At 73.0% G+C, this 26,934-nt stretch carries 23 protein-coding genes; 10 read left to right on the top strand and 13 right to left on the bottom strand.

Going from position 1 to position 26,934, the window contains the following annotated elements; translation table 11 throughout:
• Positions 1-176: 176 nt before the first annotated feature.
• From AB0H64_RS27555 to AB0H64_RS27535, 5 genes are all read right to left on the bottom strand, one after another.
• Entirely contained in the window at positions 177-1,250 is a 1,074-nt protein-coding gene (locus AB0H64_RS27555) for a hypothetical protein (RefSeq protein WP_357629990.1), read from the bottom strand.
• A 5-nt stretch (positions 1,251-1,255) separates the two neighbouring features.
• Positions 1,256-1,849, bottom strand: coding sequence for a sigma-70 family RNA polymerase sigma factor (locus AB0H64_RS27550; protein WP_357629987.1), 594 nt, complete (start codon positions 1,847-1,849; stop codon positions 1,256-1,258).
• 184 nt (positions 1,850-2,033) lie between these two features.
• Positions 2,034-2,657, bottom strand: coding sequence for a histidine phosphatase family protein (locus AB0H64_RS27545; protein ID WP_357629984.1), 624 nt, complete (start codon positions 2,655-2,657; stop codon positions 2,034-2,036).
• Between the two features lie 300 nt (positions 2,658-2,957).
• On the bottom strand, positions 2,958-3,488 hold the full coding sequence (locus AB0H64_RS27540) for a YbhB/YbcL family Raf kinase inhibitor-like protein (RefSeq protein WP_357629983.1): 531 nt from the start codon (positions 3,486-3,488) through the stop codon (positions 2,958-2,960).
• A gap of 89 nt (positions 3,489-3,577) precedes the next feature.
• Positions 3,578-4,786 (bottom strand): ROK family protein, encoded by a 1,209-nt coding sequence (locus AB0H64_RS27535; RefSeq protein ID WP_357629981.1) that lies wholly within the window; start codon positions 4,784-4,786, stop codon positions 3,578-3,580.
• A gap of 158 nt (positions 4,787-4,944) precedes the next feature.
• Here AB0H64_RS27535 and AB0H64_RS27530 point away from each other — a divergent pair, with 158 nt between their 5' ends.
• From AB0H64_RS27530 to AB0H64_RS27510, 5 genes are read left to right on the top strand one after another with little or no spacing between them, the layout of a single operon-like run.
• Positions 4,945-5,988: a substrate-binding domain-containing protein gene (locus tag AB0H64_RS27530; RefSeq protein WP_357629978.1), complete on the top strand. Its 1,044-nt coding sequence runs from the start codon at positions 4,945-4,947 to the stop codon at positions 5,986-5,988.
• Positions 5,989-6,035: 47 nt separating this feature from the next.
• Positions 6,036-7,013, top strand: a complete 978-nt coding sequence (locus AB0H64_RS27525) for an ABC transporter permease (RefSeq protein WP_357629976.1) — start codon at positions 6,036-6,038, stop codon at positions 7,011-7,013.
• Positions 7,010-7,801 carry an ATP-binding cassette domain-containing protein gene (locus tag AB0H64_RS27520; protein WP_357629974.1) on the top strand — a complete coding sequence of 264 codons (792 nt, stop codon included), beginning with the start codon at positions 7,010-7,012 and terminating at the stop codon, positions 7,799-7,801. The genes AB0H64_RS27525 and AB0H64_RS27520 overlap by 4 nt, the downstream gene beginning before the upstream one ends.
• A 32-nt stretch (positions 7,802-7,833) precedes the next feature.
• Positions 7,834-8,715 (top strand): sugar phosphate isomerase/epimerase, encoded by an 882-nt coding sequence (locus AB0H64_RS27515; protein ID WP_357629971.1) that lies wholly within the window; start codon positions 7,834-7,836, stop codon positions 8,713-8,715.
• On the top strand, positions 8,712-9,476 hold the full coding sequence (locus AB0H64_RS27510) for a nucleoside/nucleotide kinase family protein (protein WP_357629969.1): 765 nt from the start codon (positions 8,712-8,714) through the stop codon (positions 9,474-9,476). Before AB0H64_RS27515 ends, AB0H64_RS27510 begins: the two co-directional genes overlap by 4 nt.
• Here AB0H64_RS27510 and AB0H64_RS27505 read toward each other — a convergent pair.
• Positions 9,466-11,478, bottom strand: coding sequence for an AAA family ATPase (locus AB0H64_RS27505; RefSeq protein ID WP_357629968.1), 2,013 nt, complete (start codon positions 11,476-11,478; stop codon positions 9,466-9,468). The two genes, AB0H64_RS27510 and AB0H64_RS27505, sit on opposite strands and share 11 nt — an antisense overlap.
• Positions 11,479-11,598: 120 nt before the next feature.
• Here AB0H64_RS27505 and AB0H64_RS27500 point away from each other — a divergent pair, with 120 nt between their 5' ends.
• Complete coding sequence (locus AB0H64_RS27500) at positions 11,599-11,931, top strand: hypothetical protein (RefSeq protein ID WP_357629965.1); 333 nt, start codon at positions 11,599-11,601, stop codon at positions 11,929-11,931.
• A 237-nt stretch (positions 11,932-12,168) separates the two neighbouring features.
• On the opposite strand, the gene AB0H64_RS27495 is transcribed toward AB0H64_RS27500, so the two are convergent.
• The 5 genes from AB0H64_RS27495 to AB0H64_RS27475 form a co-directional block, all read right to left on the bottom strand.
• On the bottom strand, positions 12,169-13,821 hold the full coding sequence (locus AB0H64_RS27495; RefSeq protein ID WP_357629963.1) for a DNA repair helicase XPB: 1,653 nt from the start codon (positions 13,819-13,821) through the stop codon (positions 12,169-12,171).
• 71 nt (positions 13,822-13,892) lie between these two features.
• A complete protein-coding gene (locus AB0H64_RS27490) occupies positions 13,893-14,279 on the bottom strand; it encodes a hypothetical protein (RefSeq protein WP_357629961.1) in 387 nt (128 codons plus the stop codon).
• A gap of 62 nt (positions 14,280-14,341) precedes the next feature.
• Complete coding sequence (locus AB0H64_RS27485) at positions 14,342-15,820, bottom strand: AMP-binding protein (protein ID WP_357629959.1); 1,479 nt, start codon at positions 15,818-15,820, stop codon at positions 14,342-14,344.
• Positions 15,821-15,912: 92 nt separating this feature from the next.
• Positions 15,913-18,339: a helicase-associated domain-containing protein gene (locus AB0H64_RS27480; protein WP_357629957.1), complete on the bottom strand. Its 2,427-nt coding sequence runs from the start codon at positions 18,337-18,339 to the stop codon at positions 15,913-15,915.
• Between the two features lie 50 nt (positions 18,340-18,389).
• On the bottom strand, positions 18,390-19,064 hold the full coding sequence (locus AB0H64_RS27475; RefSeq protein WP_357629954.1) for a helix-turn-helix domain-containing protein: 675 nt from the start codon (positions 19,062-19,064) through the stop codon (positions 18,390-18,392).
• 263 nt (positions 19,065-19,327) lie between these two features.
• Between AB0H64_RS27475 and AB0H64_RS27470 the strand changes: the two genes are divergently transcribed.
• Both AB0H64_RS27470 and AB0H64_RS27465 read left to right on the top strand, forming a co-directional pair.
• Positions 19,328-19,945 carry an HAD family hydrolase gene (locus AB0H64_RS27470; RefSeq protein WP_357629999.1) on the top strand — a complete coding sequence of 206 codons (618 nt, stop codon included), beginning with the start codon at positions 19,328-19,330 and terminating at the stop codon, positions 19,943-19,945.
• 92 nt (positions 19,946-20,037) lie between these two features.
• Positions 20,038-20,433 (top strand): cold-shock protein, encoded by a 396-nt coding sequence (locus tag AB0H64_RS27465; protein WP_310716281.1) that lies wholly within the window; start codon positions 20,038-20,040, stop codon positions 20,431-20,433.
• A gap of 6 nt (positions 20,434-20,439) precedes the next feature.
• Here AB0H64_RS27465 and AB0H64_RS27460 read toward each other — a convergent pair whose 3' ends face one another.
• Positions 20,440-22,053 carry an MFS transporter gene (locus tag AB0H64_RS27460; protein ID WP_357629952.1) on the bottom strand — a complete coding sequence of 538 codons (1,614 nt, stop codon included), beginning with the start codon at positions 22,051-22,053 and terminating at the stop codon, positions 20,440-20,442.
• Between the two features lie 245 nt (positions 22,054-22,298).
• Between AB0H64_RS27460 and AB0H64_RS27455 the strand changes: the two genes are divergently transcribed.
• A complete protein-coding gene (locus AB0H64_RS27455; protein ID WP_357629950.1) occupies positions 22,299-23,108 on the top strand; it encodes a DUF3027 domain-containing protein in 810 nt (269 codons plus the stop codon).
• Between the two features lie 104 nt (positions 23,109-23,212).
• The gene (locus tag AB0H64_RS27450) at positions 23,213-26,362 is read left to right on the top strand and encodes a hypothetical protein (RefSeq protein WP_357629949.1); all 3,150 of its coding nucleotides are present in this window, start codon (positions 23,213-23,215) and stop codon (positions 26,360-26,362) included.
• Between the two features lie 63 nt (positions 26,363-26,425).
• On the opposite strand, the gene AB0H64_RS27445 is transcribed toward AB0H64_RS27450, so the two are convergent.
• Positions 26,426-26,869 (bottom strand): hypothetical protein, encoded by a 444-nt coding sequence (locus AB0H64_RS27445; RefSeq protein WP_357629946.1) that lies wholly within the window; start codon positions 26,867-26,869, stop codon positions 26,426-26,428.
• Between the last annotated feature and the right edge of the window lie 65 nt (positions 26,870-26,934).

Here is a 26,934-nt window from a genome sequence, read left to right as displayed (position 1 = left end):
CTCTTCCTCACCACCGAGGCCGTCATCGCCGAGAAGCCCGAGAAGAACCCCGCCGCTCCCGCCGGTATGCCCGGCGGCGGCGACATGGACTTCTAAGTCCTTCTCGCAGTACCCTCACGCACCACCAGGGCGACCTGTCCCTCCGGGGACGGGTCGCCCTAGCGTGTTCAGGGGTTTCAGTCCTTGACGACGGCGTCGCGGGGGCCGCCGTAGACGGGGTTGCGGTCGTAACGTCTGTCCGTGACGAGCAGGCGGACCGTCCGCTTGCCGGCCTCCTCCGCCTCCCACACCACCCAGTCGTCGCCGGGGGAGGTCTTCAGCTCCGGGCCCTCGCCGAAGCCGCCCGGATTGCCCGGCGCGATCTGCATGACGAGGAAGACGGCCTTCAGGCCGCGTCTCCTGATCTCCGGCATCACCTCGCGGACGGTCTTCTCGTCGACCCGGTAGCCGCCGAGGAGGCGGCCCTTCGTGGTCGCCAGGCGGGCTCCCTGCGTGTCGACCTCCTTCGGCCTGTCGTCAGGAACCAGCTCGCACCGCCCCACCGGGTCTTTCATGAGGATGGTCCTGGTGCTGCTCCCTCCTCCGGCGTTCGAGGTGATCATCCAGACGAAGGTCTCGCCGGGCCGGAACAGCCGGGTGTCGATGCGCATCTGCCAGCCGTCCTTCTCGCCCGGGATGTTCGCGGGCCAGGAGTAGAGGCCGGCGGGAATGTCCTGCACGTGTTCCGCGCGCGGCTCCCTGCACCGCTTCCCCTCGGGCACGTAGTCCACGATGGCGGGGACGCCGAGCTCCTTCAGCCGCTTCCTCAGCCCGTCAGCGTCGCCGAAGTCCCGGACCTGGATGGTGACGATCCCGCGCTCGTCCTTGGTGACGGCGTAGGAGGCCGTCACGCCGCGGCCGTCCTCCAGCAGGCTGGGGCCGACGACGATGCCTCCGGCCAGGGCCGCCGCGACGGCGAGCCCGGCGGCCAGCCGTCCGAGCCCGCGCCGTCCCCCGCGCAGCGGTGAGCGCCACGCGACCGAGCGCCCCGCGGCAGGAGCCCCCGCGACCGGATTCTCTGCGAGCGCGTCTTCCGCGGTCAGGTCCTCTACGAGCGGGTCCTCCGCGGCGGGGCCCGCGAGGATGGAGGCCAGCAGCGTCCGGGCCCCCGCGCCGGACGGGTCGGCCCCGGGCGCACCCGGCTCGACCCGGGCCAGCGCCTCTGTCAGGGTGTCGATCTGGTCCCTGCCCCGCGTCATGTCCTTGGTCATGTCCTTCACCATGGCCTCTCCGCCGGGAGGAGCCGGCTCGTCGTCGTGATGGGGAGGTCCGCCTCCGCGAGCGCGCGGGCGAAGCGCTTGCGGGCGCGGTGGAGCCGGACGCGTACGGCGTTGCGGGTCAGGCCGAGCACCGTGGCGATCTCCTCCCGGCTCAGGCCCTCCCAGGCGACCAGCGACAGCAGCTCGCGGTCGTCGTCGGGCAGGCTCCGGAACGCCTGGGCGATCGGGGCCAGCTCGACCCCGCTGTCGGGCCGCTCCCCGTACAGGTCGGCCATCTCGGCGTCGAGCTGGGGGTTGCGCGCCTGGCGCGGGTGGGCGGGCCGGCCGTCGCCGGCCTGGAGGCGGCCGGTACGGCGGCCGTCGACCCGGCGGTGGTTGGCCAGGACCTTGCGCGCCACGCCGAACAGCCACAGCGTGGCCTGCTCGCCTTCGGGCAGCTCGTCCACGCGCCGCCAGGCGACGGTGAAGGTGTCGGCCACCACGTCCGCCGCGTCCTGCGGCGAGTCGCAGCGGCGCGCGGCGTAGGCCGTGATCTGGCCATATGTCGCTTTGTAGACGGCCTCGAATCTGGCCGTCCGTGTGTCATGCACGGGCGGTTCCCATGACAGGCTTCCTTTGCCGGCAGCAGGTACGGACATCTCCCTCTATGTAGCGAAAACGCCGATCATTACCGGCTGCCGGGAAGGAAGGGGGGCCGCGCATGACGTCGAGCCCGGTCTCCGCGGCGCGGGGGAGCGGCGAACGGCTCCACCCGGGCGGGGCGAGGGGCGTCGCTCAGGGGCGCAACTCGGGAGGGAAGCCGGTCCAGCGGAGCTCCTCCGGCAGGTGCGCGGTGTCGTTGAAGAACAGCACCGATGCCGGCCTGCCGGGCGTGTACCTGATGAGCGTCAGCGCCGCGTTGCAGTGGTTGAGGCCGAACCAGCGCCACTCGGGGGCGTCGAGCGCGGCCCGCACGAGCCAGCCGATCAGGAAGGCGTGGGTCACGACCAGCTCGTGGCGGGGTTCGTCCCCCGCGACCGGACCGGTGAACCGGTGGATCGCCGCCCGTGCCAGCGCCGCGCCGTGCGCGCGCTCCTCGTCGGTGACCTCAGCCAGGAAGCCGAGCACCCGATCGACCGCTTCCGGCGGCAGCCCATCCTTCTCCGGCACGTGGGGGACGTAGTCGCCGGCCTCCTCCGCCACCCGGACGGGCACCCCGTCCAGCCGCTCACCGACCAGCTTCGCGGTCTGCGCCGCCCGGGGCAGCGGCCCGTGGTGGACGGCCGCGAGCGGCACGTCGCGCAGTCGCTCGCCCAGCAGCACCGCCTGGCGACGGCCGGCCACCGTCAGCTCGCTCTCGTCCGGCGAAGCCTCTCCGTGCCGGGCGAGGTAGAGAAAGCGCGTGGCCGTGGCTGTCATGGGGCGGAATCCTCCGTGGGGGTGGGTCTGAGCCGTTGGTCGAGCGGGCCGGGCGCGCCACGGACGTGGCCGGCGAGGCGCCGTTGCGGCGCCTCGCCACGTGCGGGTCAGAGGCCGTCTTCCTGGAGGCCCTCGGCCACGGTCGGCGGGTGGTGGCCTGCTGGGCTTCGCCGTACTGGATGGTGGTCTTGAAGGTTTGCCGGTAAAAGATGGCGGCCTGCCGGGCTTCGCCGTACGAGAGCGCTTGTCGGGCTTCGTCGTACGAGACGGTGGTCTTGCAGGCTTGGCCGTGAAGGGCGGTCAGACGCCGTAGTGGGGAACGACGTGGCCGCGGGCGAGCGTGTTGGCGGTGATGTTGAAGCCGACCACCGCCGGGCTGGCGTCCTCGCCCACCTCCAGGCTGTCCACGCTCAGCGCGTGAACCGTGTAGACGTAGCGGTGCGGGTCGCCGGGCGGGGGAGCCGCGCCGCCGTACTCCTTGGTGCCGTAGTCGTTGCGGGCGTGCCTGGCGCCCTGCGGCAGGCCCTTGAACTCCGGGCCCGTGCCGGCGCCCGTGGGCAGCTCCGTGACCGAGGCCGGGATGTCGAACAGCACCCAGTGCCAGAAGCCGCTGCCCGTCGGCGCGTCCGGGTCGTAGCAGGTGACGGCGTAGCTGCGCGTCCCCTCCGGCGCGCCGGACCAGCTCAGCGCGGGCGACAGGTTCTGGCCGGTCATGCCCCAGTCGTTGAAGACGTGGAGGTCTCCCAGCCTTTCGCCGTCGGTGATGTCGTCGCTGCGCACCTGGAGCGCGGGGACCGACGGCAGGTGTTCGTGCGGCAGAGGTGCGGGCACGGTGTCCTCCTTGCTTGGCGGCCTTGAGAGGTCTCTCCAGACATCCTAGAAGCGCCCGTCCTGCCCCCGATCACCGCCGCGGGCCCCGGTCAGGTCGTGGCGCGGTCCACCAGCTCCTGCACCCGCTCGGGCGAGTAGATGCCGTCCACCAGGAGCTGGGCGAGCCCGAGCACCCCCGCGCGCGGGTCGAGGCCGCTGCGGACGATCTGCAGGTTGCGCGTGGCGAGCGGCAGCGACCGCCGGTAGACGATCTCCCGGATGCCGGCGAAGAGCTGCTCGTCGGTGTGGGCGAGCTGGCCGCAGACCGCGATGACCCGCGGGTTGAACAGGTTGACCATGTCGGCGATGGCGCCGCCGAGGATGCGGGCGGCCCGCCGGGCGAGCCGCACCGCGGCCGGGTCGCCGCCGCGGATCAGGCGCACGGCGTCGTCCACGGTGGCGACCTCCCGGCCCTGCTCCCGCAGGTCGCGCACCAGGGCCCAGCCGCCGGCGTACGCCTCCAGGCAGCCGGTGTTGCCGCACCGGCACACGGGCGGCTCGCTCACGTCGTCGACCGTGACGTGGATGTGGCCGACGTCGCCGGCCGCCCCGTCGGCGCCCCGGTGCACCTGCCCGCCCGCGATCAGGCCGGTGCCCACGCCCGTGCCGATCTTGATCATGAGGAGGTGCGGGACGTCGGGGTAGCGCAGGCGCTGCTCGCCGTACGCCATGGCGTTGACGTCCTTGTCGACGAGTACGGGGCAGGAGTACTGCTCGGCGAACCAGCCGGGGATGTCGAAGCGGTCCCAGCCGGTCATGATCGGCGGGCTGATCACCCGTCCGGACGTGAAGTCGACCGGCCCCGGCACGTCGAGCCCGATGCCGAGCACCGCGTCGGGCGTCTGGCCCGCGTCGTCCAGGACCTCGGCGAACAGCTTGTCGACGATCGTGAGAATGGTCTGCGGGCCCGAGGTGACGTCGGCGCGGGCCTCCCGCTCGATGCGGACGTTGCCGCCGAGGTCGCACACGGCGGCCCGCAGCGCGGTGGCTCCGATGTCGGCGACGAGCAGCACGCCGCGCTCGCGGTCGACCACGAACTGGCCGGCCGGGCGGCCGCGCGTCCTCGCCTCCTCCGGGCCCGGCACCAGCAGGCCGGCGGCGAGCAGCCCGTCGAGGCGCTGGTTGACCGTGGTGCGGGAGAGGCCGGTCAGGCGCACCACGTCGGCCTTGGTCAGCCCGTCGGGCTCGTCGCGGAACAGGCTGAGGATCTCGCCGCTGCTCACCCCCATCCTCGGTGTGATGGGGCCTGTGGTCGTCATAGCACCACTGTAGCTATGACGGTGACTGCTCGTAAGTCAAGCATGTTTCGTCAGAAAAAGTCGAAAGAAGGGTTGTCAGGCGTTAGAAGCGGGAATTACGGTCGGAACATCTACGCCGAAAGGGACAACCGATGTATGCCAACGCCAGAGGTCGTCGCGTGGCGGCCGTCGGTGCGATCGCGGCCGCCGGCGCGCTCGTACTGGGATCGTGCGGCTCCGGCGGGCCCGCCGAGCCGGTCACCCGGACCGTGGCCGGCGCCACGGGGGGCGCGGCCGGAGCCGCCCCACAGGACATGGCCGCTGTCATCAAGGGCCTGGACAACCCGTTCTTCCAGACGATGAAGCAGGGCATCGACGACCAGGCCCACACCGCCGGCGTGTCCGTCACCGTGCAGGCCGCCAACGCCGTCACCGACACCACCGGGCAGGCGGACAAGCTCAACGGCCTGGCCGGCCAGGACTTCTCCTGCTACATCGTCAACCCGATCTCCGGCACCAACCTCATCCAGGGCCTCGCCAAGCTCTCGGCGCTCAACAAGCCCATCGTCAACATCGACAGTCCCGTCGACCCGACGGCGGCCAAGAGCGCGAACGTCAAGCTCGCCACGTACGTCGGCACCGACAACAGGGCGGCCGGCAGGATGGCCGGGCAGCGGATGACCGAGCTGCTGCCCTCCGGCGGCCCGGTCGCGGCCATCGGCGGCATCGCCGGCGACGTGACCAGCGGCGCCCGCATCGAGGGCTTCCAGCAGGGCATCGGCCCGAACCTCAAGATGGTGCAGACCGTCGCCGCCGACTGGGACCGGCAGACCGCCCTCACCGCCGCCACCAACGTGCTGCGGGCGCACCCGGACCTGGCGGGCTTCTTCGTCGCCAACGACGACATGGGGCTCGGCGTGTCCCGCGCCATCGCCGACGCGGGCAAGACCGGCAAGGTCAAGGTCATCAGCGTCGACGGCATCAAGGACGCGCTGGAGGCGGTCAAGGCGGGCACGCTGGACGGCACCGTCGCCCAGTACCCGTACGCCATCGGGATGATGGGCGTCGAGGCGTGCCAGGCCGCGGTGAGCGGCAAGACGCTGCCGCCCGGCGTCGCGGCCCCGGTGGAGCTCGTCACCAAGGACAATGCCGCGCAGGCGCTCGCGTCCACGCCCAAGCCGTTCGGACCGTACAACGATCCGTTCAAGGCTCTCACCAAGTAGCACCACCCTTCCGGGGCGTCACGCCCGGAAGACGAGGAGAGACCTCCATGACCAACACCACCACGCTGAGGGCCGGTGAAGGACAGAACTGGTCGCACCGGCTGAAGGACGCCGGCTTCTGGGCGGAATGGGCCGCCCTCGTCGGGCTGATCGTCCTGGTGATCGTCTTTCAGGCGCTCAACCCGACGTTCCTCAGCCCCGGCAACATCGCCTCGATGCTGGTGGCCGCGGCCATCCTCATCATCCTGGCGGTGGGGCAGACGTTCGTGATCGCCACCGCGGGCATCGACCTGTCGATCGCCTCCGTGATGACGCTCGGCGCGGTCGTCTTCGGCCAGGCATACGTGGCCGGGCTGGGGATCGGGATGGCGTCGCTGCTGGCCGTGGTCGCCGCGGCGGTGGCCGGCGCCGTCAACGGGATCATCGTCGCCTGGGGGAGGATCGCGGACTTCATCGTGACCCTCGGCATGCTCTCGGCGGCCTCCGGGCTCGCCCTGATCCTGTCCGACGGCAAGCCGGTGACCGTCATCGACCCGCTGCTCCTGCGCCTGTCCACGAGCGGCATCGGGATCTTCGGCTGGTCGTTCGTCATCGCGCTGGTGGTCGCCGTGGTGGCGCACGTGGTGCTCTTCCACAGCCGCTTCGGCACCCACCTGCTCGCCACCGGCGGCTCGCCCGAGTCGGCGACGGCCATGGGCATCAGCACCGCCCGCATCAAGATCGCCGTCTATCTGATCAGCGGCCTGCTCGCCGGGCTGGGCGCGATCCTGCTGGTCGGCCGGATCGGCGCGGCCGAGCCCGCCGCCAACACGGCCTTCCTGCTCAACTCGGTGGCCGCGGTGGTGCTCGGCGGGGTCAGCCTCTTCGGCGGCCGGGGCACCATCATCGGGCCGATCTTCGGTGCCCTGCTGCTGATCGCCCTGGTCAACGGGCTCACCCTGCTCGGCGTCTCGCAGTTCTACCAGCCGCTCGCCGTCGGCATCGTCGTGGTGCTGGCCGCGCTCCTCATGAGGTTCCAGAAATGACCGACCAGCAGCAGAACGGCCGGGTCCAGAACGGCCAGTCCCAGCCCGGCGTGCTCCTGTCCTGCGAGGACGTGTCGCTGTCCTTCGGCAACGTCCGGGCCCTCGTCGACGTCTCGCTCACGCTGCGGCCCGGCGAGATCACCGCGCTCGTCGGCGACAACGGCGCGGGCAAGTCGACGCTGGTCCGCTGCATCTCCGGCATCCACCGGCCGGACAGCGGAAGCATCACCTTCGACGACCGCCTGACGGACTTCCACTCGCCGGAGGACGCCCGCGAGGCGGGGATCGAGACCGTCCACCAGAACCTGGCCCTCGTCGAGGACCTCACGGTGTGGCAGAACCTGTTCCTCAACCGCGAGCTCGTCCGCAGACTCGGCCCCGTCGCCGTGCTCGACCGGCGGGCCATGCAGTCCCGGGCCCGCGAGATGGTCTCGGCCCTCGCCGTCAACGTGCCGGCCGTCGGTTCGCGCGTCCGGCGCCTGTCCGGCGGGCAGCGCCAGGCCGTCGCCATCTGCCGGGCCGCCGGCTTCAGCTCCAAGCTCGTCATCATGGACGAGCCCACGGCGGCGCTCGGCGTCCAGGAGACGGCCCGCGTCGAGGAGCTCGTCTTCCGGCTGCGCGACGAGGGACACGCCGTGCTGATCATCAGTCACAACTTCGCCCAGGTCATGCGGCTCAGCGAGCAGGTGTGGGTCATGCGCGCCGGCCGCTGCGTGGGCGGCCGGCGCACCGCCGAGACCACCGGCGAGGAGATCGTCGGCCTGGTCACCGGCGCGATCGGCTCCTGAGAACCTCCACCGAACGAAAGAAGGCATGCTCGATGGCCACCGACAACCCGGCCAACCCGATCGGCGTCCACGCTCTGGTGTGGGTCGGCGACACGAGTCCCGCCTCGCTGGACCTCGCCATCGGCAAGACGAAGGCCGCCGGGTTCGACCTGCTGGAGATCTCCCTGCACGACTCGGCGAACCTCGACGTCGCGGCGGCGCGCGAGTCGCTGCGCTCGGCCGGTCTGGGCGTGGCCTGCTCGCGCGGTCTCGCCTTCGACGCCGACGTCTCCAGCGACGACCTCGCCGTGGTCGAACGCGGCGAGAAGCTGCTGCACGACTCCCTCGCCGTCACGCGCGGCCTCGGCGGCACCCACTTCACCGGCGCCCTCTACAGCGCGCTCGGCAAGTACGGCCACCCGCTGACCGAGGCGGGCCGCCGCAACGTGGTGTCGGTGCTGCGCCGCCTGGCCCAGGAGGCCGCCGAGGACGACATGACGCTCGGGCTGGAGATCTGCAACCGGTACGAGACCAACGTGGTCAACACCGCCCGCGACGCGCTCCGCCTGGCCGACGACATCGGCGAGGACAACGTGCTCATCCACCTCGACACGTACCACATGAACATCGAGGAGGAGGATCTCGTCCGGCCCGTCCACGAGGTCGGGGACCGGCTAGGTTACGTCCATGTGGGTGAGAACCACCGCGGCTACCTCGGATCCGGGCACATCGACTTCACCGCGTTCTTCCACGCGCTGGGCGACATCGGCTACCAGGGGCCGATCACGTTCGAGTCGTTCTCCTCGGCGGTCGTGATACGCGGCCTGTCCAACGACCTGGCCATCTGGCGCAACCTGTGGACGGACGGCGAGGACCTGGCCCGCCACGCCCGCGCGTTCATCGGCGGCCAGCTCCACGCGAGCCGCGCCCGATGACCCTCGACGACCTGGCGGACCGGGCCCGCTCCCTGGTCCGGGGCGGCGGACGCGCGCTGCTCGGCATCACCGGCGGCCCCGGGGCGGGCAAGTCGACGCTCGCGGAGCACCTGGTGGCCGCGCTGCGGCAGGCTCCGCCCCCCGGCCGGCCGCCCGAGTGGGTGGCGCACGTGCCGATGGACGGTTTCCACCTGGCCGACGTGGAGCTCGACCGGCTCGGCCGGCGCGACCGCAAGGGCGCTCCCGACACGTTCGACGCGGCCGGTTACGCGGCGCTGCTGCGCCGGCTGCGTGAGGACGAGGACGAGGTGGTCTACGCGCCGGCGTTCGAGCGGAACCTGGAGCAGCCGGTCGCGGGGAGCATCCCGGTGCCCCGGGCCGCCCGGCTCGTCATCACCGAGGGCAACTACCTGCTGCTCGACGAGGGCGACTGGGCGCGGGTGCGGCCCGGCCTGGACGAGGTGTGGTACTGCGCGCTCGACTCGACGGAGCGGGTGCGCCGGCTCGTCTCCCGCCACACGCGGTTCGGCAAGGAGCCGGAGGCGGCCGTGGCCTGGGTGATGGGGACCGACCAGCGCAACGCCGATCTGATCGCCACCACCCGGGACCGCGCGGACCTCGTCGTCCCGGACCGGCTGCTCCGCTCGATCGGGAACGACCCGATCGGGAACGACCCGGCCGGGAATGACCCGATCGGGAACGACCCGGTCAGGGCCGACCCGGTCGGCGACGACCCGAGCGGGGCCGGCGTCAGGCTGTGAGCTGCGCCGGCAGCGGCTTGCTGTGGACGACCGTCAGCGAGGTGACCGCGCGGGTCAGCACCACGTACAGCCGGGCCAGCCCCCGTGGCTCCGCCTCCACGATGTCGGCCGGCTCCACCACGATCACGTGGTCGTACTCCAGACCCTTGGCCAGCGTCGCCGGCACCACGAGCAGCCGGTGCTCCTCGGTCGAGTCGGGCCCGAGGACGGCGTGGGCGAGGCCGGCTTCCGCCAGCGCTCCCGCCACCTCGGCCACCAGGGCGTCCGGCGCGATGAGGCCGATCGACCCCTCGCGGCCGAGCGCCTCACGGACGGCCGTGACGACCTCGCCGCCCTCCCGTACGCTCAGGGAGCCCGCGCCGGGACGCAGCGAGCGGGGCGCGGCCAGGCCGGGCGCGATGGAGGGCAGCAGGCGCGCGGCGTAGTCGAGCACCTCGCGCGGCACGCGGAAGCCGAGGGTCAGCTCCGTGACCTCGCCCTCCTGCCCGAGGTGGGTCAGCACGGCCTCCCACGTGGTGGCAGACCAGGGCGTGGTGCCCTGGGCCAGGTCGCCGAGGACGGTGGCCGAGCCGTTGCGGCAGCGGCGGCCGAGCGCGCGCAGCTGCATCTCCGACAGGTCCTGGGCCTCGTCCACGACCAGGTGGCCGAGCGACGGCGTGCGCTCCATGAGGTCGGCGAGCTCGTCGAGCAGCGCGGCGTCGGCCGCCGACCACTTCGCCGACTTCCATCCCCGGTACGGCTTGGGCCAGAGCAGCCGCTGCTGCTCCTCGGGCGACAGGTCGGCCTTGGCGGCGCGGGCCAGGAACTCCGGGTCGGACAGCAGCCGGAAGAGCACCTGTTCGGGCGTCAGCTTGGGCCAGACCGCGTCGACGAGCTGCCGCACCGGCTTGGAGCGGGCCACGGCGTCCTGCACCCGGTCGTCGGGCGACTCCCCCCGCTGCTCCATGCGGACCAGCACCTGGTGCGCGAGGCGCTGCGCCAGCGCGGCCCGGCCGGGCGCGTAGCGGGTCGTGCCGCGCAGGGAGGCGACGATCTCGCTGACCTCGTGGTCGGCCACCCGGAAGCGGTAGGCGCCCTTGGTGAAGACCACGCCCTCCTCCGGCTTGACGACGTGCAGCCACAGGGCGCGGTGGAGGACCTTGGCCATGCGCGCGTCGCCCTTGAGCGCCGCCACCTCGGGGTCCTCGGGGGTGGCGTGCTCGCCGAGCAGCCCGGCGACCGTCGTCTGGTCCACCTTGACCTCGCCGAGCGCGGGCAGCACGGAGGAGATGTAGGACAGGAACGCGCGGTTCGGCCCGACGATCATCACGCCGGACCGGGCCAGCCGCTCGCGGTGGGTGAACAGCAGGTAGGCGGCCCGGTGCAGGCCCACGGCCGTCTTCCCGGTGCCGGGCGCCCCCTGGACGCACACGGTCTGGGTCAGCGTGGAGCGGACGATCTCGTCCTGGTCGGGCTGGATGGTGGCGACGATGTCGCGCATCGGGCCGGTGCGCGGGCGCTCGATCTCCTCGGTGAGGATCCGGGACGGCCCGATCTCACCGCCCTCGGCCAGCGGCTCGTCCTCGTACGCGGTGAGCGCGCCGCCGTGGTAGCCGAAGCGGCGCCGCCGTACGACGCCCATGGGCTCGGCGGGGCTGGCCTGGTAGAACGCGCGGGACACCGGCGCCCGCCAGTCGATGACGAGGGGGCGGCTGGTGCCGTCGTGGACGTGGCGGCGGCCGACGTAGATGGTGGAGGGCAGGTCGTCGCCGCCGGCGCGGTCGAGGCGGCCGAAGAACAACGGAGTGTCGGGGTGGTCGGCCAGGGCGGCCACCCGCTGGTCGAGCAGGCCCTGGAGGATCTGCTGGGAGACCCAGTCGCCGGCCGCGTCGGCCGACAGGGACTGGGCATGGGTGCGCATCGCGCGCAGCGCCGTCCGGGACTCGGCCAGGTGGGCCTGCTCGGCGGCGAGCACGTCGGCGGGGGCGTCGGGTATGTCGGGGGCCAGCTGGTGTGCGGGCATGCGGAAGCGCCTCCCTGAGGAGTGTCGGCGGTGGTGGTGGTCATGCAAGGTAGCGAGCCGGACAGTGTAGTAGGGGCCCCGGCATGCTTCCAATGCATTTACCCGGGGTAGGCACAGGGCGTGGGACGCGTCCAGCTTCGCTGCTCGCCGATCATCCCGACCATCGCCAGCTTCCTGCTGGCCGCGTTGTGGGGATTGTCGGTGTTCGCCGGTTGGGGCACGGAGGCGTTCTGCTCGGGCAGCCGGCCCGAGGCCTGCACGCAGCGGCTGGACGCGGTCTCGACGGTGTCGGGACTGTTCGCGGTCCTGGCGGCGTGCTGCACGGCCGGGGCGTGGCTGATCCCGACGACCAGGCGTGATCCGCGCGCGTTCACCTGGTTCATGGGGGCGGGTGTGGCGGCCTGGATCGCCGCCGAGGGAGTGCTGTTCCTGGGCGGCCTGCTGGCCGGGTAATCAACCTGGAAGAAACCTGGCAAAACCTAGAAATTGGGGCATACCAGGTGGGTTTGCCGGATCATGGGGGTATGTCGCCAGCGGTTCGGTTACGGCGGCGGATCGCACGCAGAGGGGGGTGGTTCGATTGTCGACGGCCCGCGGAGTCTCGTGGACGTGACGGACACCGGTGCCCGGCCGCGCAGCGGCCGGGTCATCAGCCAGTGAGGCCGGTGAAGCCGGTGAGGCCGGCGAGCCTCACACCCCGCCCAGCACGTCGTCCGCGTCGATGATCTGGTACGCGTACCCCTGCTCGGCCAGGAACCTCTGGCGGTGCGCCGCGAACTCCTGGTCGACCGTGTCGCGGCTGACCACCGTGTAGAACCGCGCCCCGCCGCCGTCCGCCTTGGGCCGCAGCACCCGGCCGAGCCGCTGCGCCTCCTCCTGACGCGAGCCGAACGTGCCCGACACCTGGATCGCCACCGCCGCCTCCGGCAGGTCGATCGAGAAGTTGGCCACCTTGGAAACCACCAGCACCTGGATCTCCTTGTCGCGGAACGCCTGGTAGAGGCGCTCGCGCTCCTTGATCCTGGTCTCGCCCTTGATGACCGGTGCGTTGAGGTGCTCGCCCAGCTCGTCGAGCTGGTCGATGTACTGGCCGATGACCAGCACCTGCTCGCCCAGGTGACGGCGGACCAGCGCCTCGGTGACCCGCGTCTTGGACGGCGTCGTGGCGCAGAAGCGGTAGCGCTCCTCCGACTCGGCCATCGCGTACGCCAGCCGCTCCTCGTCGGAGAGCGTCACCCGCACCTCGACGCAGTCGGCCGGGGCGATCCAGCCCTGGTTCTCCATCTCCTTCCACGGCGCGTCGTAGCGCTTCGGCCCGATCAGCGAGAAGACGTCGCCCTCGCGGCCGTCCTCGCGCACGAGCGTCGCGGTCAGGCCGATGCGGCGGCGGGCCTGGAGGTCGGCGGTCATCCGGAAGATCGGCGCGGGCAGCAGGTGGACCTCGTCGTAGACGATCAGGCCCCAGTCGCGGGCGTCGAACAGCTCCAGGTGGCTGTAGACGCCCTTCCGGCGGGTCGTCATCACCTGGTAGGTGGCGATGGTGACCGGCCGGATCTCCTTCTTCGAGCCGGAGTACTCGCCGATCTCGTCCTCGGTGAGCGAGGTGCGCTTGATCAGCTCCTGCTTCCACTGGTGGGCGCTCACCGTGTTGGTGACCAGGATCAGCGTCGTGGCGCGGGCGTGGGCCATGGCCGCCGCGCCGACGATCGTCTTGCCCGCGCCGCAGGGCAGCACCACCACGCCGGAGCCGCCGTGCCAGAACGCGTCGGCCGCCTCCTGCTGGTAGGTCCGCAGGTTCCAGCCGTCCTGCGCCAGGTCGATCGGGTGGTGCTCGCCGTCCACGTAGCCGGCCAGATCCTCGGCCGGCCAGCCGAGCTTGAGCAGCGCCTGCTTGACGTTGCCGCGGTCGCTCGGATGGACGGCCACCGAGTCGGCGCCGAGCCGCTCGCCCAGCATCGGCTGGATCTTCTTGGAGCGCAGCACCTCCTCCAGCACGGCCCGGTCGCTGGAGGTCAGGACCAGGCCGTGGACCGGGTCCTTCTCCAGGCGGAGCCGGCCGTACCTGGCCATGGTCTCCGCGACGTCGACCAGCAGCGCGTGGGGGACGGGGTAGCGGCTGTGGCTGATGAGGGCGTCGATCACCTGCTCGGCGTCGTGGCCCGCGGCCCGGGCGTTCCACAGCGCGAGCGGGGTGACGCGGTAGGTGTGCACGTGTTCGGGCGCGCGTTCGAGCTCGGCGAACGGCGCGATGGCCTTGCGGCACTCGTCGGCCTTGGCATGGTCGACTTCGAGCAGCAGAGTCTTGTCCGACTGGACGATGAGCGGGCCGTCGTTCACGGACATCCTTCCTCCGGTTGACGCCTATCCAACACATACGGAGCCCGGAACAGTCCCCGAACGGCGAAAACCGCCGGTCAGTCGTCCAGGTAGCCGTTGGTGCCGAGGAGGACGAACACGCCGACGGTGAGCGCGAAGCCCAGCCCGAACAGGGTCCAGCTCCACGCGACCAGGCCGCGGGCACGGTCCGGCGGGGTGTCGGCGCGCAGCGCGAGCCCGGCCAGGATCGAGCCGGGGATGGCGAGGATGTTGCAGCAGGAGACGATCGACAGGAGGTTCAGGATGAGCGCGACGAGGGCGGTGGCGTTCACCCCGCCGCCCCGGGGCGGCGGCGGGCCGTAGTACGGGCCCGGGCCGTAGCCGGGCGGGGGCTGCTGTCCGTAGGGGCCGCCGTACGGCTCGTACGGCTCGTACGGCGGGTGCTGCTCGTACGGCCCGTCTCCCGGCGGATTCGGGTAGCTCATGTTGACCTCCTGGGAGGTCAACATCTATCACGACATGTCGGTCGGACCACCGGGGAACGCGATCAGGGAAGGCGGGCGCGCAGGGCCTTGCGGTCCAGCTTGAGCACGCTCGTCACCGGGACCGAGTCCACGAAGACCACCTCGCGCGGGTACTTGACCCGTCCCACCCGCTGCCGCGCCCACGCGATCAGCTCGGCGGCCGTCACCGTGGCGTCCGGCATGAGCTGCACGAACGCCACGACCTCCTCCCCCATGCGCGGGTCGGGACGGCCGACCACGCCGGACATGACCACCTCGGGGTGCTCGTTCAGCGCGTCCTCCACGTCCCGCGGGAAGACGTTGAACCCGCCCCGGATGATCAGGTCCTTCTTCCGGTCCACGACGTAGAGGTAGCCGTCGTCGTCGACGCAGCCGATGTCGCCCGTGCGCAGCTCCCCGCCGGCCAGCGCGGTGCCGTCCGGATCGTGCGCGTGCTCTCCCCAGTAGCCCAGCATCAGCGACTCGCCGCGCACGCAGATCTCGCCCACGTCGCCGCACTCGACCTCCTCACCGGAGGAGTCGCGGATCGCGAGCTCGTAGCCGGCCAGCGGCAGGCCGACGCTGCCCGCCCGCCGCCGGCCCGGCGGGTTGAACGTGGTGACCGCGCTGGTCTCGGTCAGCCCGTAGCCCTCCAGGATCTGGGTGCCCGGCATCCGGCGCTCGAACTCCGCCAGCACGTCGCGCCCCAGCGGGGCCGCCCCGCAGGTGAGGAACTTGAGGTCGGGCAGCGGATGCGACTCCAGCGGCTCCGCCAGCAGCATGTGCAGCATCGTAGGCACGACCGTGCCGTACTGGACGCGCTGCTCGGCGGCCAGCGACAGGAACGCCTTGGGGTCGAACGAGCGCATCAGCACCGCCTGCTGCGGCGTCGTCGCGTGCATCCCGGCGACGGTGACGATCAGCCCGTACGCGTGGGAGAGCGGCACCGGCACGATCGCCCGGTCCAGGCCGTCCTGGTGGGACATCTCGTAGGCGTCCCTGGCCACCTGCCAGAGGCCGCGATGGCTGAGCATGACGCCCTTGGCCTTGCCGGTGGTGCCGCCCGTGTACATGAGCGCGGCCAGGTCGCCGGGCTCGCGCGGCACCGGCCCGTGCTCGTCCGCCTCCCGCAGCTCGGAGGTGTCGAGGAACGTGCGGACGCCGACGCCGGCCTCCTCCACGATGGCCAGCAGCTCAGGGGAGGTCACGATGGCGGAGGCGCCGCTGTCGGTCAGGATGTGCCGCAGCTCGCCGGCGCCCACCAGCGACACCACGGGCGTCACGACGGCGCCCGCCGCCCACAGCGCCTGGTAGATCACCGCCACGTCCGGCGAGTTGGCCATCATCACGGCGACCCGGTCGCCCGGCCTGATGCCCGCCTCGACGAACCCGCCGCAGACCCGCCGCGCCCGCTCGGCCAGCGCGTGACCGCGGTGCCAGACGCCGTCGTAGTGGACCGCGTCGTGGTCGTCGAACCTGTTCCACGCCTCCTCGGCCAGCCGGCCCAGCGTCAGCTCACCCACGGCGCCTCCTCGCCTCGCCCGGCCGGGGGCGCGGTCTTTCGCACACTCACGGTCTCCAACCTCGCGCGATCATCATCCGGAGTCAAGGGTTGTCAGGACAGGCCGGCGACTCCGGTGATGCGGTGCAGGGCGAAGCGGTGCACGGCCGCCCTGGTCTCGTCGTACGCCGTCAGGTAGCCGCCCTCCATCCGCGCGGGTTCGAGGATGCGGGACGTGGCGTTGCCCTGCGAGTCGAGGTAGCCGATCCATACGCGGACTCCCTGCTTGATGGCGTCCTGGAGGGCGGAGATGGTGGTCGTCGCCGGGCCGCGCGGGACCGTGCCGCCCGGCGCGGCGACCGGCTCGCGGCGGGAGAGGTGCGCGGCGTCGCCGGCCCGCAGCGCGCGGACGGCCGCCCCCGCCACCTCGGGGTCGAGGCCGTTGGCGGTGGGCACGGGACGGGCCTGCGCCGGGCCCTCGCTGCGCCGGCCGTCGAGCCGGGAGACGATGACGTCGCCGTCCAGCGACTCGGCGACGGGCGCGTACCCCATGGCGCGCAGGGAGTCGACCAGCGCGGCCCGGGAGGTGCGCGAGGCGATGACCGTCGGCGCGAGCCGGCGCAGCCGCAGCGACGCGGAGCGGCGGTCGGCGGTGATCTGGTCGAGCAGAGCCGGGTCGTCGCACCGGACGTACGCGCTGGCCGTGCCCACCCGGATGCGGCCGTGGCGCCGCGCCACGTCGGCGACCAGGTACGACAGCGCCTGCGGCACCGGAGTGGCGGAGTGGCGCTCCAGGGCCGCCAGCAGCTCGTCGGCGCCCTGTCCGGCGTCCAGCGCGCGCCGGACGGAGGCGTCGCTGAACCGGTAGACGGTCGCGCCGCCCTTGGACTCGACGTCGGCGGCGAGCGTCATCCAGCGGTTGAGCTCGCTGGTCAGCGGGCCGGGCGCGACGGCGGTGAGGTCGGCCTGGAGGAGGACGTGGTCCACGGGCTCGGGCAGCAGCGGCGCGAGCACGGCGGCCGGATCGGCAACCGCCTTGTCGGCCTTCCTGGCCCCCGTCCTGTCCGCAGCCCTGTCCGCAGTCCGGTCCACAGCCCTGTCCACCGTGGCGCTTTTCGGCGAGCCGGACAGCAGGGCGCGCCCATGGGCGGACAGCACGCCGAGACCGGTCACGCCGATCTGCTCGGCCTCGCGCAGCGTGAACTCGACGAGCTGCTCCCGCAGCGGCCCCCGGCGGCGCGGCTGCTCCCACGCCAGCCGGTCGAGCACCGACTCCCGCGTGGGGGCCAGGCCGGGCGCCGTGGCGAGCACACCGAGCGCCGCCGCCCGCACCACCGGCGCGGCCGTCCTGCGCAGGTCGGGATGGAGGGCGTTGAGCGGCCGGTCCCGCTCGTCCCGCTCACCGACCAGGCCGGGCAGGCGGTCCATGTGCAGCCAGGTGAGCGCGAGCGTGACCCACCGGTCGGCCGTCGGCCGCACCCGCCACAGGTCGTAGCCGGTGGTCGGCAGCCATTCGCCGTCCACGCCGCCGCCGGTGGCGACGAGCCCCGCCGCGTGCGCCACCTCCACCGCCAGCGCCGCCGTCCACTCGGGCACGTCCAGCTCGGTCGCGGTGCGCTTCATGTCGCGTACGCCGAGCCCGCCGGTGCGCAGCACGCCAGGCGGCCCGACGCTCCAGCGCTCGCACAGCTCCTCGACCACCCGGACGAACGTGAACGCCTGCCCGGCCGCGGTGCGGTCGGCCAGCTCCTGGTCGCGTGCCGTCCCCTCCAGGGCGGGGGGCGTGGCGAGCAGGTCGCGGTGGATCCGGCCGCCGCGCAGGTGCAGGCCCACCTCGCGGGGCAGCGTCACGCTCTCCTCGCCGGTGGCGGCCAGCAGCCCGCGGGCCAGCAGCTCCTCGATGGGGGAGCGGGCCGACCCGACGCGCACCTCGCGGCGGGCGTTGGGCACCCGGCCCGTCGCCGGGCCCCAGGCGAGCTGGTCGAGCGCCGCACGGGCCTCGCCGGAGACCTCCTCGACGAGCTTGCCCGGCTCGGCGAGAGCCACGGCCAGCCGGTCCTTGCCCGTGCCGGTGGTGCCGGGGGCGATGTCGTCGGCCAGCTCGCCGAGCTGCTCGGGCGGGTGGTGCCGGAAGACCTCGGTGACGGGCGGTCCCAGGCCGGCCGGGTCGTCGAGCGCCTTGCGCACGCCGGGGGCCAGGTCGAGCGCGCCGTCGGGGCCGTACACGAGGGCGAGGTCGCGCAGCCGGTCGAGCGCGACGCTCAGCGCCGGCTCGGGCCTGCCGGCGGCCAGCGCGCGGCCGAGCAGGTCGCGCAGCGCCTCCTTCGGCACCGGCCCGTCCTGTACGGCCAGCGTCTCGACGACGGCCAGGGTGAAGCGGTCGAGGCGGTCGAGGGCCCTGCCGATGGCCGAGGGACTGCCGGCCCGCGCGGCGAGGCCCTCCAGATGAGCGGGAACCGGGGTGATCAGCTCGGGACGCGCGGACACGAGCGCCCGCAGCTGCTCGTCGCTGCGGGCCCTGATCCACTCCGTGAACTCCATCGATGCCATGGTATGTCCCCCTGATCGGGGCGCCGGGGCCCCGCGGGCGCTCAGCGGCGGATCGCGGGACCTGGGACGAGGCCCATGGCCAGGCACACCCAGGCCGCGACGAACTGCTCCTTGTCGGTGTGCCCCGGCGCGTCGCCCACCGTCTCCTGGAACATCCGGTAGTGGACCACGGCGCCGCCGAGCACGGCCGCGACGCCGCTCCAGTCGACGTCCGCCTCGCCGTACTCCGGCTGCGTGCGGAACCACGTGGTGATGGCGTCGAACATCGGCTGCAGCAGCCCCTCACGCACGACCGCCACCAGCTCGGGGAACTGGCTGAGGTCGCGGAAGAAGACCCGGGTCAGCTCCGACTCCTCGCGCACCTTGGCCAGCCCGGCGCGGCACAGCCGCGACAGCCGCGCCTCCAGGTCGACGGACCCCTCCATGTCGCCCAGCACCGCCAGGCTCTCGGCCACCTGGGTGCGGGTGCGCGCGGCGTGCTCGTTGATCGCCGCGGCGAGCACCTCGTACTTGGACCTGAAGTGGCGGTACAGCCCGCCCGCGCCGGGGGAGAGCCCCGAGGCGGCCTCGATCTCTGCCACCGACGTGGCGGCGTAGCCGCGCTCGGCGAACAGGCGCAGGGCCTCGTCGATGATCCGCTCGCGCGTGCTCACGGCGGGGGGTGTCCCGGTCCTGGCGGGTCCGCTCCCGGCCGAGGCGGCTGGCGATCTGGTCATGTCCTCGGTGACACCTCCGGTGAGGAGCGTAGTTCGCGAGTTGTTCGCGGTAAGGAGCGTAGTCGCGGTAAGGAGCGTAGTCGCGGTGAGGAGTGTGGTCATCACGGCCGGTCGCGGGCGGTCCGGTCCGGACGGCGGCTTCTCCAGGCGCTCGTAAGCGGTTGTCGCCCGATAAGTCAATGGCGTTTCCGCCCATTCCCCACCGTCGCACAACAAGGGCGGTTGTGGGGAACTCCGCGGCGTTTGGCATCCTGCAGCGTGTGATGACTTCGGTGGGTTTCGATCTGGATCTGACATTGGCGGATACGCGTTCCGGTATCGCGGCCGTCTACGACGAGGTGTCGGCGCGGCTCGGCGTGCCGATCGACAGCGACGCCATCGTCACCCGGCTCGGGCCGCCCCTGGAGACGGAGCTGGCGAACTGGTTCCCGGCGGAGGAGATCCCGGCCGTGGTGACGCTGTTCAGGGAGATCTATCCGGAGGTGGCCGTTCCCATGACGACCACCATGGACGGGGCGGTGGAGGCGATCGAGGCCGTGCGGGCCCGCGGGGGCCGGGTCATCGTCGTGACCGGCAAGAACGTCCATGACGCGGTGCGCACGGTCACCTCGCTCGGGTTCGAGGTGGACGAGGTCGTGGGGTCGGTGTTCGGGGCCGCCAAGGGAACGGCTCTCGCGCGCTTCGGCGCCGCCGCCTATGTTGGTGACCATGTCGCCGACATCGAGGCCGCGCGGGCGGGCGGGGCCGTCAGCGTGACGGTCGCGACGGGTCCCTACACGGTGGAGGAGCTGCGTGATCACGGAGCCGATGTGGCGCTGGGAGACCTGACCGAATTCGCCGCCTGGTTCGCGGGCTGGCGACCCCAGGACGAACTCGTGTAATTGCTCCATGAATTACCCGGTCGCCCTGGCGCGCTCGGGGGCATAACCTACATCCATTCATCCTTTACGACAGTTCGAACGAGGTCCCTCCTGTGCCGAGTGGCAAGGTCAAGTGGTACGACGCCGACAAGGGGTTCGGCTTCCTCACCCGTGACGACGGCGGTGAGGTGTTCGTGCATTCCTCCGCACTGCCCGCCGGCGCCGGGCCGCTCAAGCCCGGCCAGAAGGTGGAGTTCGGCGTGGCGGAGGGGCGGCGCGGCCAGCAGGCGCTCTCGGTCAGGATCCTCGAACAGCCGCCCACGCTCGCCAAGGCCAAGCCCAAGGGCAAGCGGAAGAAGCCGGACGAGATGGTCGTCATCGTCGAGGACCTGATCAAGCTGCTCGACGGCGTCTCGACCTCGTACCAGCGGGGCAAGCACCCCGACGCGGCCCACGCCAAGAAGCTCGCGCAGGTGCTGCGGGCGGTGGCCGACGACCTCGACGACTGAGCCGCGTCAGGCGTTGGGGTTGGTCAGGGGCTTGGTGCGCTCCAGGGTGGTGTCCAGGTCGGCGTGCCCGGAGCGACCGGGCCGCCGATGAGGCTCGGCGCCGGGCTGTTCGCCCGTCTCCGGGTCGGCGGCGGCGCCCGTCCCGGCGCTGATCCGTTCGTCCACCGCCCGTAGCCGGCGGCTCCGTCGTACGGCCAGCCAGCCGAGTGTGGCGGTCAGCACGGCGCCCAGCGTCGCGAGCCCCGCCACGCTGCTCTCCGTCAGGGAGAGCAGCAGCCCGACCAGGCCGCCGAACACCCACGCGAGCTGGAGCAGCGCCTCGACCACCCCGAACGTGGACGAGCGCACCTCCTCGCCGATCTCCCGCTGCACGATCGCGTCGAGGGCCAGCTTGCCCAGCTCCTGGGCGAACGCGGTGACCAGCGAGATCGCCACGGCGGTCCACAGGCCGAACAGGACGGCGCTCACGATCGTGGTGACGCAGGTGACGGCCAGCGTGATGAGCACGATCACCTGGGGCGAGTGCCGTCGCGCCCAGTTGGCGGCGACCGCGCCGAGCAGGCCGCCGAGCCCGGCCGCCGCCGCGAGCAGCGCGATCGTCTTCGGCACGTCGAAGAACGGGTCCCGCCCGCCCAGCCACGGCACGCCGCCGTCCTGCACGAGGAAGAGCAGGAAGAACAGCAGGAAGCCGGAGAACAGCCGGATCGCCACGTTCGCCCAGACCGACTCGGCCACGGCCGGGCCCACCTGGAGCAGCGTGCGCCACTTCGGCGCGCGGCCCGGCTCGCCGCCTTCGTCCTCCACCTCCTCCAGGTCGGGCGAGTCGACGTGCCGCGGCAGCCGTACGGCCGAGACACCCGCGAGGAGGAACACCACCATGGCCACGCGCAGCACCGCGGCGCTGCCCAGCCAGGCGGACAGGCCCGCGCCGACGGGCACCAGCGCGCCCGCCGAGACCAGCGAGAACAGCGCGACCCGGGCGTTGGCCGACACCAGCGTGATGTCGGCGGGCAGCACGCTCGGCATGATCGCCGCGCGTGACACGTTGTACGCCTTGGACAGCACGAGCACCCCGAGCGCCCCGCCGAACAGCGTCACCACGTCGCCCGGCCCCACGGCGGCGGCCATCGCGAAGCACAGCAGGCCGCGCCCGAACAGCGTGCCGGCCATGACGTAACGCCGGCCCGACCGGAAGCGGTCGAGGATGGGCCCGACGAACGGCGCGAGCAGCGCGAACGGCAGCATCGTGATGACCAGGTACAGCGCCACGGGCCCCCGCGCCTCGCCGACCGGCACCCCGAAGAACACCGTGCTGGCCAGCGCCACCGTGACCAGCGCGTCGCCCGCGCTGTGGCCCGCGGTCAGCTCGATCAGGCGGCCGAGCCCCGTGCGGCCCGCCCCGCCCGCGTGGGTGAGGCGGCGGGTGGCGCGCCCGGCCCCGCGCACCCCGCCGACGGTGGCCAGGCCCGCGAGCCTGACGCCGCGGCCGGTCGCCCTGGCGGCCCTGCCGGTGCCGGAGGCGGTGGCCCGGCCGGCGCGCGCGGTCGCGCGCCCGGCGCCGGCCATCCCGCGGCCGACGCGCCGCGAGACCCGCCGCGCCCTGTCCCAGCCACCCTCCACGGTTACCAGTCTTACCCGATGGACACCCGCTGCCGGGCGATCACGGTTCACCGTTGGCCCTCCGCGGGGTCTTCGCCCTCTATCGACATCTTTTGCGGAATTTCGCACTAGGGACGAATAGGGACCGGATTCCCCTTTCCCGTGGCAGGAGCGTGCGGGGAGATCGGCACAGTCGGCACCTTCAGGTCCGGTCATGGGTGAGAATGAAGTGTGAGCGAACAGCACCTTTCGGCGGAGGCGGTCCGATGAGCCGGACCCGGACCCGCGTCTCCGCCCCCGACCAGGCCTGCGTCGCCGCGGTCGACCTGGCGCGCTCCGCCGCCGAGGAGCTCGCGCGGCCGGGTGAGCCCGGCGAGCACCTCGGCTACGAGGCCGAGGGCGACCGGGTCGTCACTCACTACTTCGCCTGCCTCGACCGGGCCTACCGCGGCTGGCGCTGGGCGGTCACCGTCACCCGCGCCTCCCGCGCGAAGAAGGTCACGGTCAGCGAGGCGGTCCTGCTGCCCGGCGCGGGCGCCCTGCTCGCGCCCGAGTGGCTGCCGTGGAGCGAGCGCCTGCGCCCCGGCGACCTCGGCGTGGGCGACCTGCTGCCGACCCCGGAGGACGACGACCGGCTGGAGCCGGGTTTCACCGAGACCGACGACGACGTCGAACATCAGATGGTTTTCGAGTACGGCCTGGGCCGGGCACGTGTGCTCTCGGCCAGCGGCAAGGACCGGGCTGCCAGACGCTGGCACTCGGGCGAGCACGGGCCGCACACTCCGATCGCACACGCCGCTCCCGCGCAGTGCTCCACCTGCGGCTTCTACTGGCTGCTCACGGGTGGGCTCCGGCACATGTTCGGGGTCTGCGCGAATGAGTACGCCCCCGACGACGGCAAGGTGGTGGCCGCCGACCACGGCTGCGGCGCCCACTCCGAGGCGGCGGTCATGCCGCCGCCGGTCGAGCAGGCCACCCCGATCCTCGACGACCTCGGGTACGACCTGATCGAGGAGGACCAGGCCGAGCAGGGGTCGGTGGACGAGCTGGCCTCCGAGGAGCTGGGCCACTCCTGAGCCCGTCCGGCGGTCCCGGTTCCGTGATCGCCGACGGGGCCGGGAGTGTCGGTGAGGGCCGCTAACCTACGGTGGCCCCCTACTCCCAATCAGGATCGTGATCCATGACCGACACCTTCGGCACCGACCGGATGCGGGCCGCCGTGCTCGCCGCCTGGACGGCCTCGCCTGCCCGATTCCGCGAGGACGCCAACGCCGAGGAGGACTTCGCCCTCGGCGGCTACCGCGACCGGCTGATCGTGGAGCTCGCCCAGAACGCCGCCGACGCGGCCCTGCGCGCGGGCGTGCCCGGGGTGCTGCGGCTGACCCTGCGCGACGGCGTGCTGACCGCCGCCAACACCGGTGCGCCGCTCGACGCCACCGGCGTGGAGAGCCTGTCGACGCTGCGCGTGTCCGGCAAGCGGGGCGAGGCGGGCACGGCGGGCCGGTTCGGCGTCGGGTTCGCCGCGGTGGTGTCGGTGTGCGACGAGCCGTCCGTCGGCTCCCGCGACACGGGAGCGGTCCGCTGGTCGCGGACGGAGACGGCCGCGCTGGTGTCGGAGGTGCCGGCGCTCGCCGGGGAGCTGGCCTCGCGCTCCGGCCACGTGCCGCTGCTGCGCCTGCCGTTCACCGCCGCCCCGCTGGAGGTGCCGGAGGGCTTCGACACGCTCGTACGGCTCCCGCTGCGCGAGGAGGCGGCGGTCGCGGCGGTGCGGCGCATGCTGGAGGAGACCAGCCCGGCGCTGCCGCTGGGCATGCCCGCGCTGACGGCCATCGAGATCGACCTCGACGGCCAGGTCCGCACGGTGGCCGCCGACGGGTGGCACGTGGTGTCGGAGTCGGGCGAGTTCGGGCCCGAGCAGGTCGCCGAGCTGTTCGGCGACCGCCCCACGGAGGAGCGCGCCCGGCCGTACTGGTCGGTCCGCTGGGCCGTCCCGGTGACGGGCACGCGTGAGGGCGCCGCGCCGGCGGGCGCGGGCGGCGTGGGGGGCGTCTCCCTCGCGGGCACGGGCGGTGCGGAGGGCGGCGCCGGGGTCGGGGAGCCGGGTCGGCTGCCCGCGACCGTGCCTGCCGTGGTCCACGCGCCGACGCCCAGCGACGAGCCGCTCGACCTGCCGGCGCTGCTCATCGTGTCGTTCCCGATGGCCACCGACCGGCGCCACGTCGCCAAGGGGCCGCTGACCGACTTCCTGGTGGAGCGCGCCGCCGACGCCTACGTCCGGCTGCTGCGGGAGCTGCCGCGCACGCCCAAGCTGCTCGACCTCGTCCCCGCCCTCATGGGCAAGGGCGAGCTCGACGCCCGCATCCGCCGCGCCATCCTGCGCAGGCTCCCCGGCACGCCGCTGCTGCCCGCCCTGTCGGCCCCCGCGCCGGCCGTGCAGACGCCGTCGTTCGCCGACGCCGAGGTGTACGAGCCGGACGCCGAGTGGCGGGTCGAGCATCCGGCGCCGGAGCGCCAGGGCGACGGCTGGGTGGTCGCGGGCCGCGAGGCGGCCGTGGTGGCGGGCTCCGGCGAGCTGCTGGCCGCCGTCGCCGACTTCGTGCCGGGCCTGCTGCCCGCGGGCTGGCCCGCCCGGCACCCCGCCATGGCCTCGCTCGGGGTGCGCCGCGTCGAGCTGGCCGAGGTCGTCGACCTGCTGTCGGGCGAGGCCGTCGAGGGACGCGAGCCGTCGTGGTGGCGCTCGCTGTACGACGTGCTGCCCGCCGACGACCCCGAGTCGCTCGGCGCGCTGCCCGTGCCGCTGGCCGACGGCCGCCTGGTCCGCGGCCCGCGCGGCATCCTCATCCTCGACCTCGCCTCAGCCGGCACGGGAGCCGGGGGCACGGCCGGGCAGACGGGGCTGGACCTCACCCCGCTCGGGCTGCGCATCGTGCATCCCGAGGCCGCTCACCCGGTGCTGCTGCGCCTCGGCGCGGCCGAGGCCACGCCGCGCACCGTCCTGGAGGACCCGCTCACCAAGGAGGCGGTCTCCCAGTCGCTCGACAGCCCGGACTCCGAGCCCGTGGCCAGGGCGGTGCTGTCGCTCGTCGAGGCGGCCGGCCTGGCGCCCGGCGAGGCCCCGTGGCTGGCCGAGCTGGAGCTGCCCGGCGCCGACGGCGAGCTGTACGCCGCGGGCGAGCTCATGCTGGCCGACGGCGCCCTGGCCCGGCTCGTCGAGCCCGGCGGCCACCTGGGCGTGGCGGCGGCCGAGCTGGTGGAGACCTACGGCTCCCGCGTGCTGGCCGCCGTGGGAGTGCTCGACGGGTTCGCCGTGGACCACGACTCCGACGTGCTGCTCGACCCCGACGAATGCGACCACGACCTCGACGGCGAGGACGACTGGCTCGACCACGTGATCGACCTGCTGCCCGACCTCGACGTGCCGCCCGTCGTGGCGGAGTTCACGGCGGTGCGCGACCTGGAGCTGGTCGCCGACTGGCCCGCCGCCCTGACGCTGCTGGCCAGGCCGCCGCTGCGGGCCGCGCTGCACCCGCTGCGCGTCGAGGGCGTCGAGGTGCCGTCCTACACGGCGTGGTGGCTGTCCAACCACCCGGTGCTCGACGGGCGCCGGCCGCGCGAGCTGCGGCTGCCCGGCGCCGACCCGCTGCTCCAGGGCCTGTACGCCGACGCTCCGGCCGGGCTCGACGATGGCGCGCTGTCCATGCTGGGCGTGCGCACCACGCTGGCCGAGCTGCTCGCCTCCCACGGCGGCCCGGAGGAGCTGCTCGACCTGATGGCCGACGAGTCCGTCGAGGTGGACCGGGCCCAGCTCAGGGCGCTGTGGATGGCCCTGGCGGCGGTCGACCCGACGCGGGTGGCACCGCCCTCCCACGTGCGGGCGGTGCTGCGGGGCGACATCGTGGTGGCCGCGGCCGACGACGCCGTCGTGGTGGAGGCGCCCGACCTGCTCCAGCTCGTCGTGGAGCGCCCGTTGGTGCTGGCGCCGTACGACCTGGCCGAGGCGCTGTCGGAGCTGCTCGACCTGCCGCTGGCGGGCGAGCTCGCCACCGGCGAGGTCACCTCCGAGGGCGAGACCCGGCCGGTGCCGCCCGAGGTGCGGTCCCTGCTGCCCACGGCCCCCGCCACGTACGTGGAGCACGAGAAGCTCCTGGTCGACGGGGTGGCGTGCACGTGGCGGTTCTTCGAGGGCATGGTCCACTGCACGGGGGTCGAGGGGCTGGCGCGCGGGCTGGCCTGGGCGACGGGGCAGTGGAACGACCGGCTCGCGGTCGCCGCCCTCCTCCGCGACCCGTCCGCCGTCCCCCTCCTCCTCGCCGAGGCCGACCTGTCCTGACCCGTCCAGGCGCCCCGGCCCACTCGGGGCGCCTTCGGGTGATCCTTGTACTCGTACCCGCTGCTACCACAGCAAGGCGGCCTCCCAGACGAGCCAGTACACCGTGACGATCAGGCCGATCACGGCGAGCTTGGACCACCAGGACGCAACCGTGCTCACCACCCACGTCGTGGCGGCGTAACCGAGCGCGCCGGCGGGCACGAAGCTCAGAGCCTCCCCTGTCTCGTCGAAGCCGAAAATGGCGAACAGCACCATCATCGGCAGCCAGAGGATGAAGGCGACGATCGGGCCGGTGGCCCACAGGAGCCACCAGCGCGGCAGCCGTGCCGCCAAAGCCAGGACGGCGCCCAGCGGAAAGGAGGCCAGCATGGTCCCATGGAGGATGCCGCTGATCGAGGGGTCTTCCGGGCTGGGCACGTACACCTTGTAGAAGACGACGGCCACGGCGAGACCCACTCCCAGACCGACCAGCGCGCCCCTGCCCACGATCCAGGCGATCTTGTTCATCGGCCCAGCCAACCACACACACGCGCACATCGACCGATGAGCGCGGCATGCGTGCTCATCGGCCG

The organism is Nonomuraea sp. NPDC050733 (genome assembly GCF_040654215.1).
Lineage (GTDB): Bacteria > Actinomycetota > Actinomycetes > Streptosporangiales > Streptosporangiaceae > Nonomuraea.
Note: the sequence above shows the minus strand (reverse complement) of the source record. Positions and strands in the feature narration are given on the sequence as shown.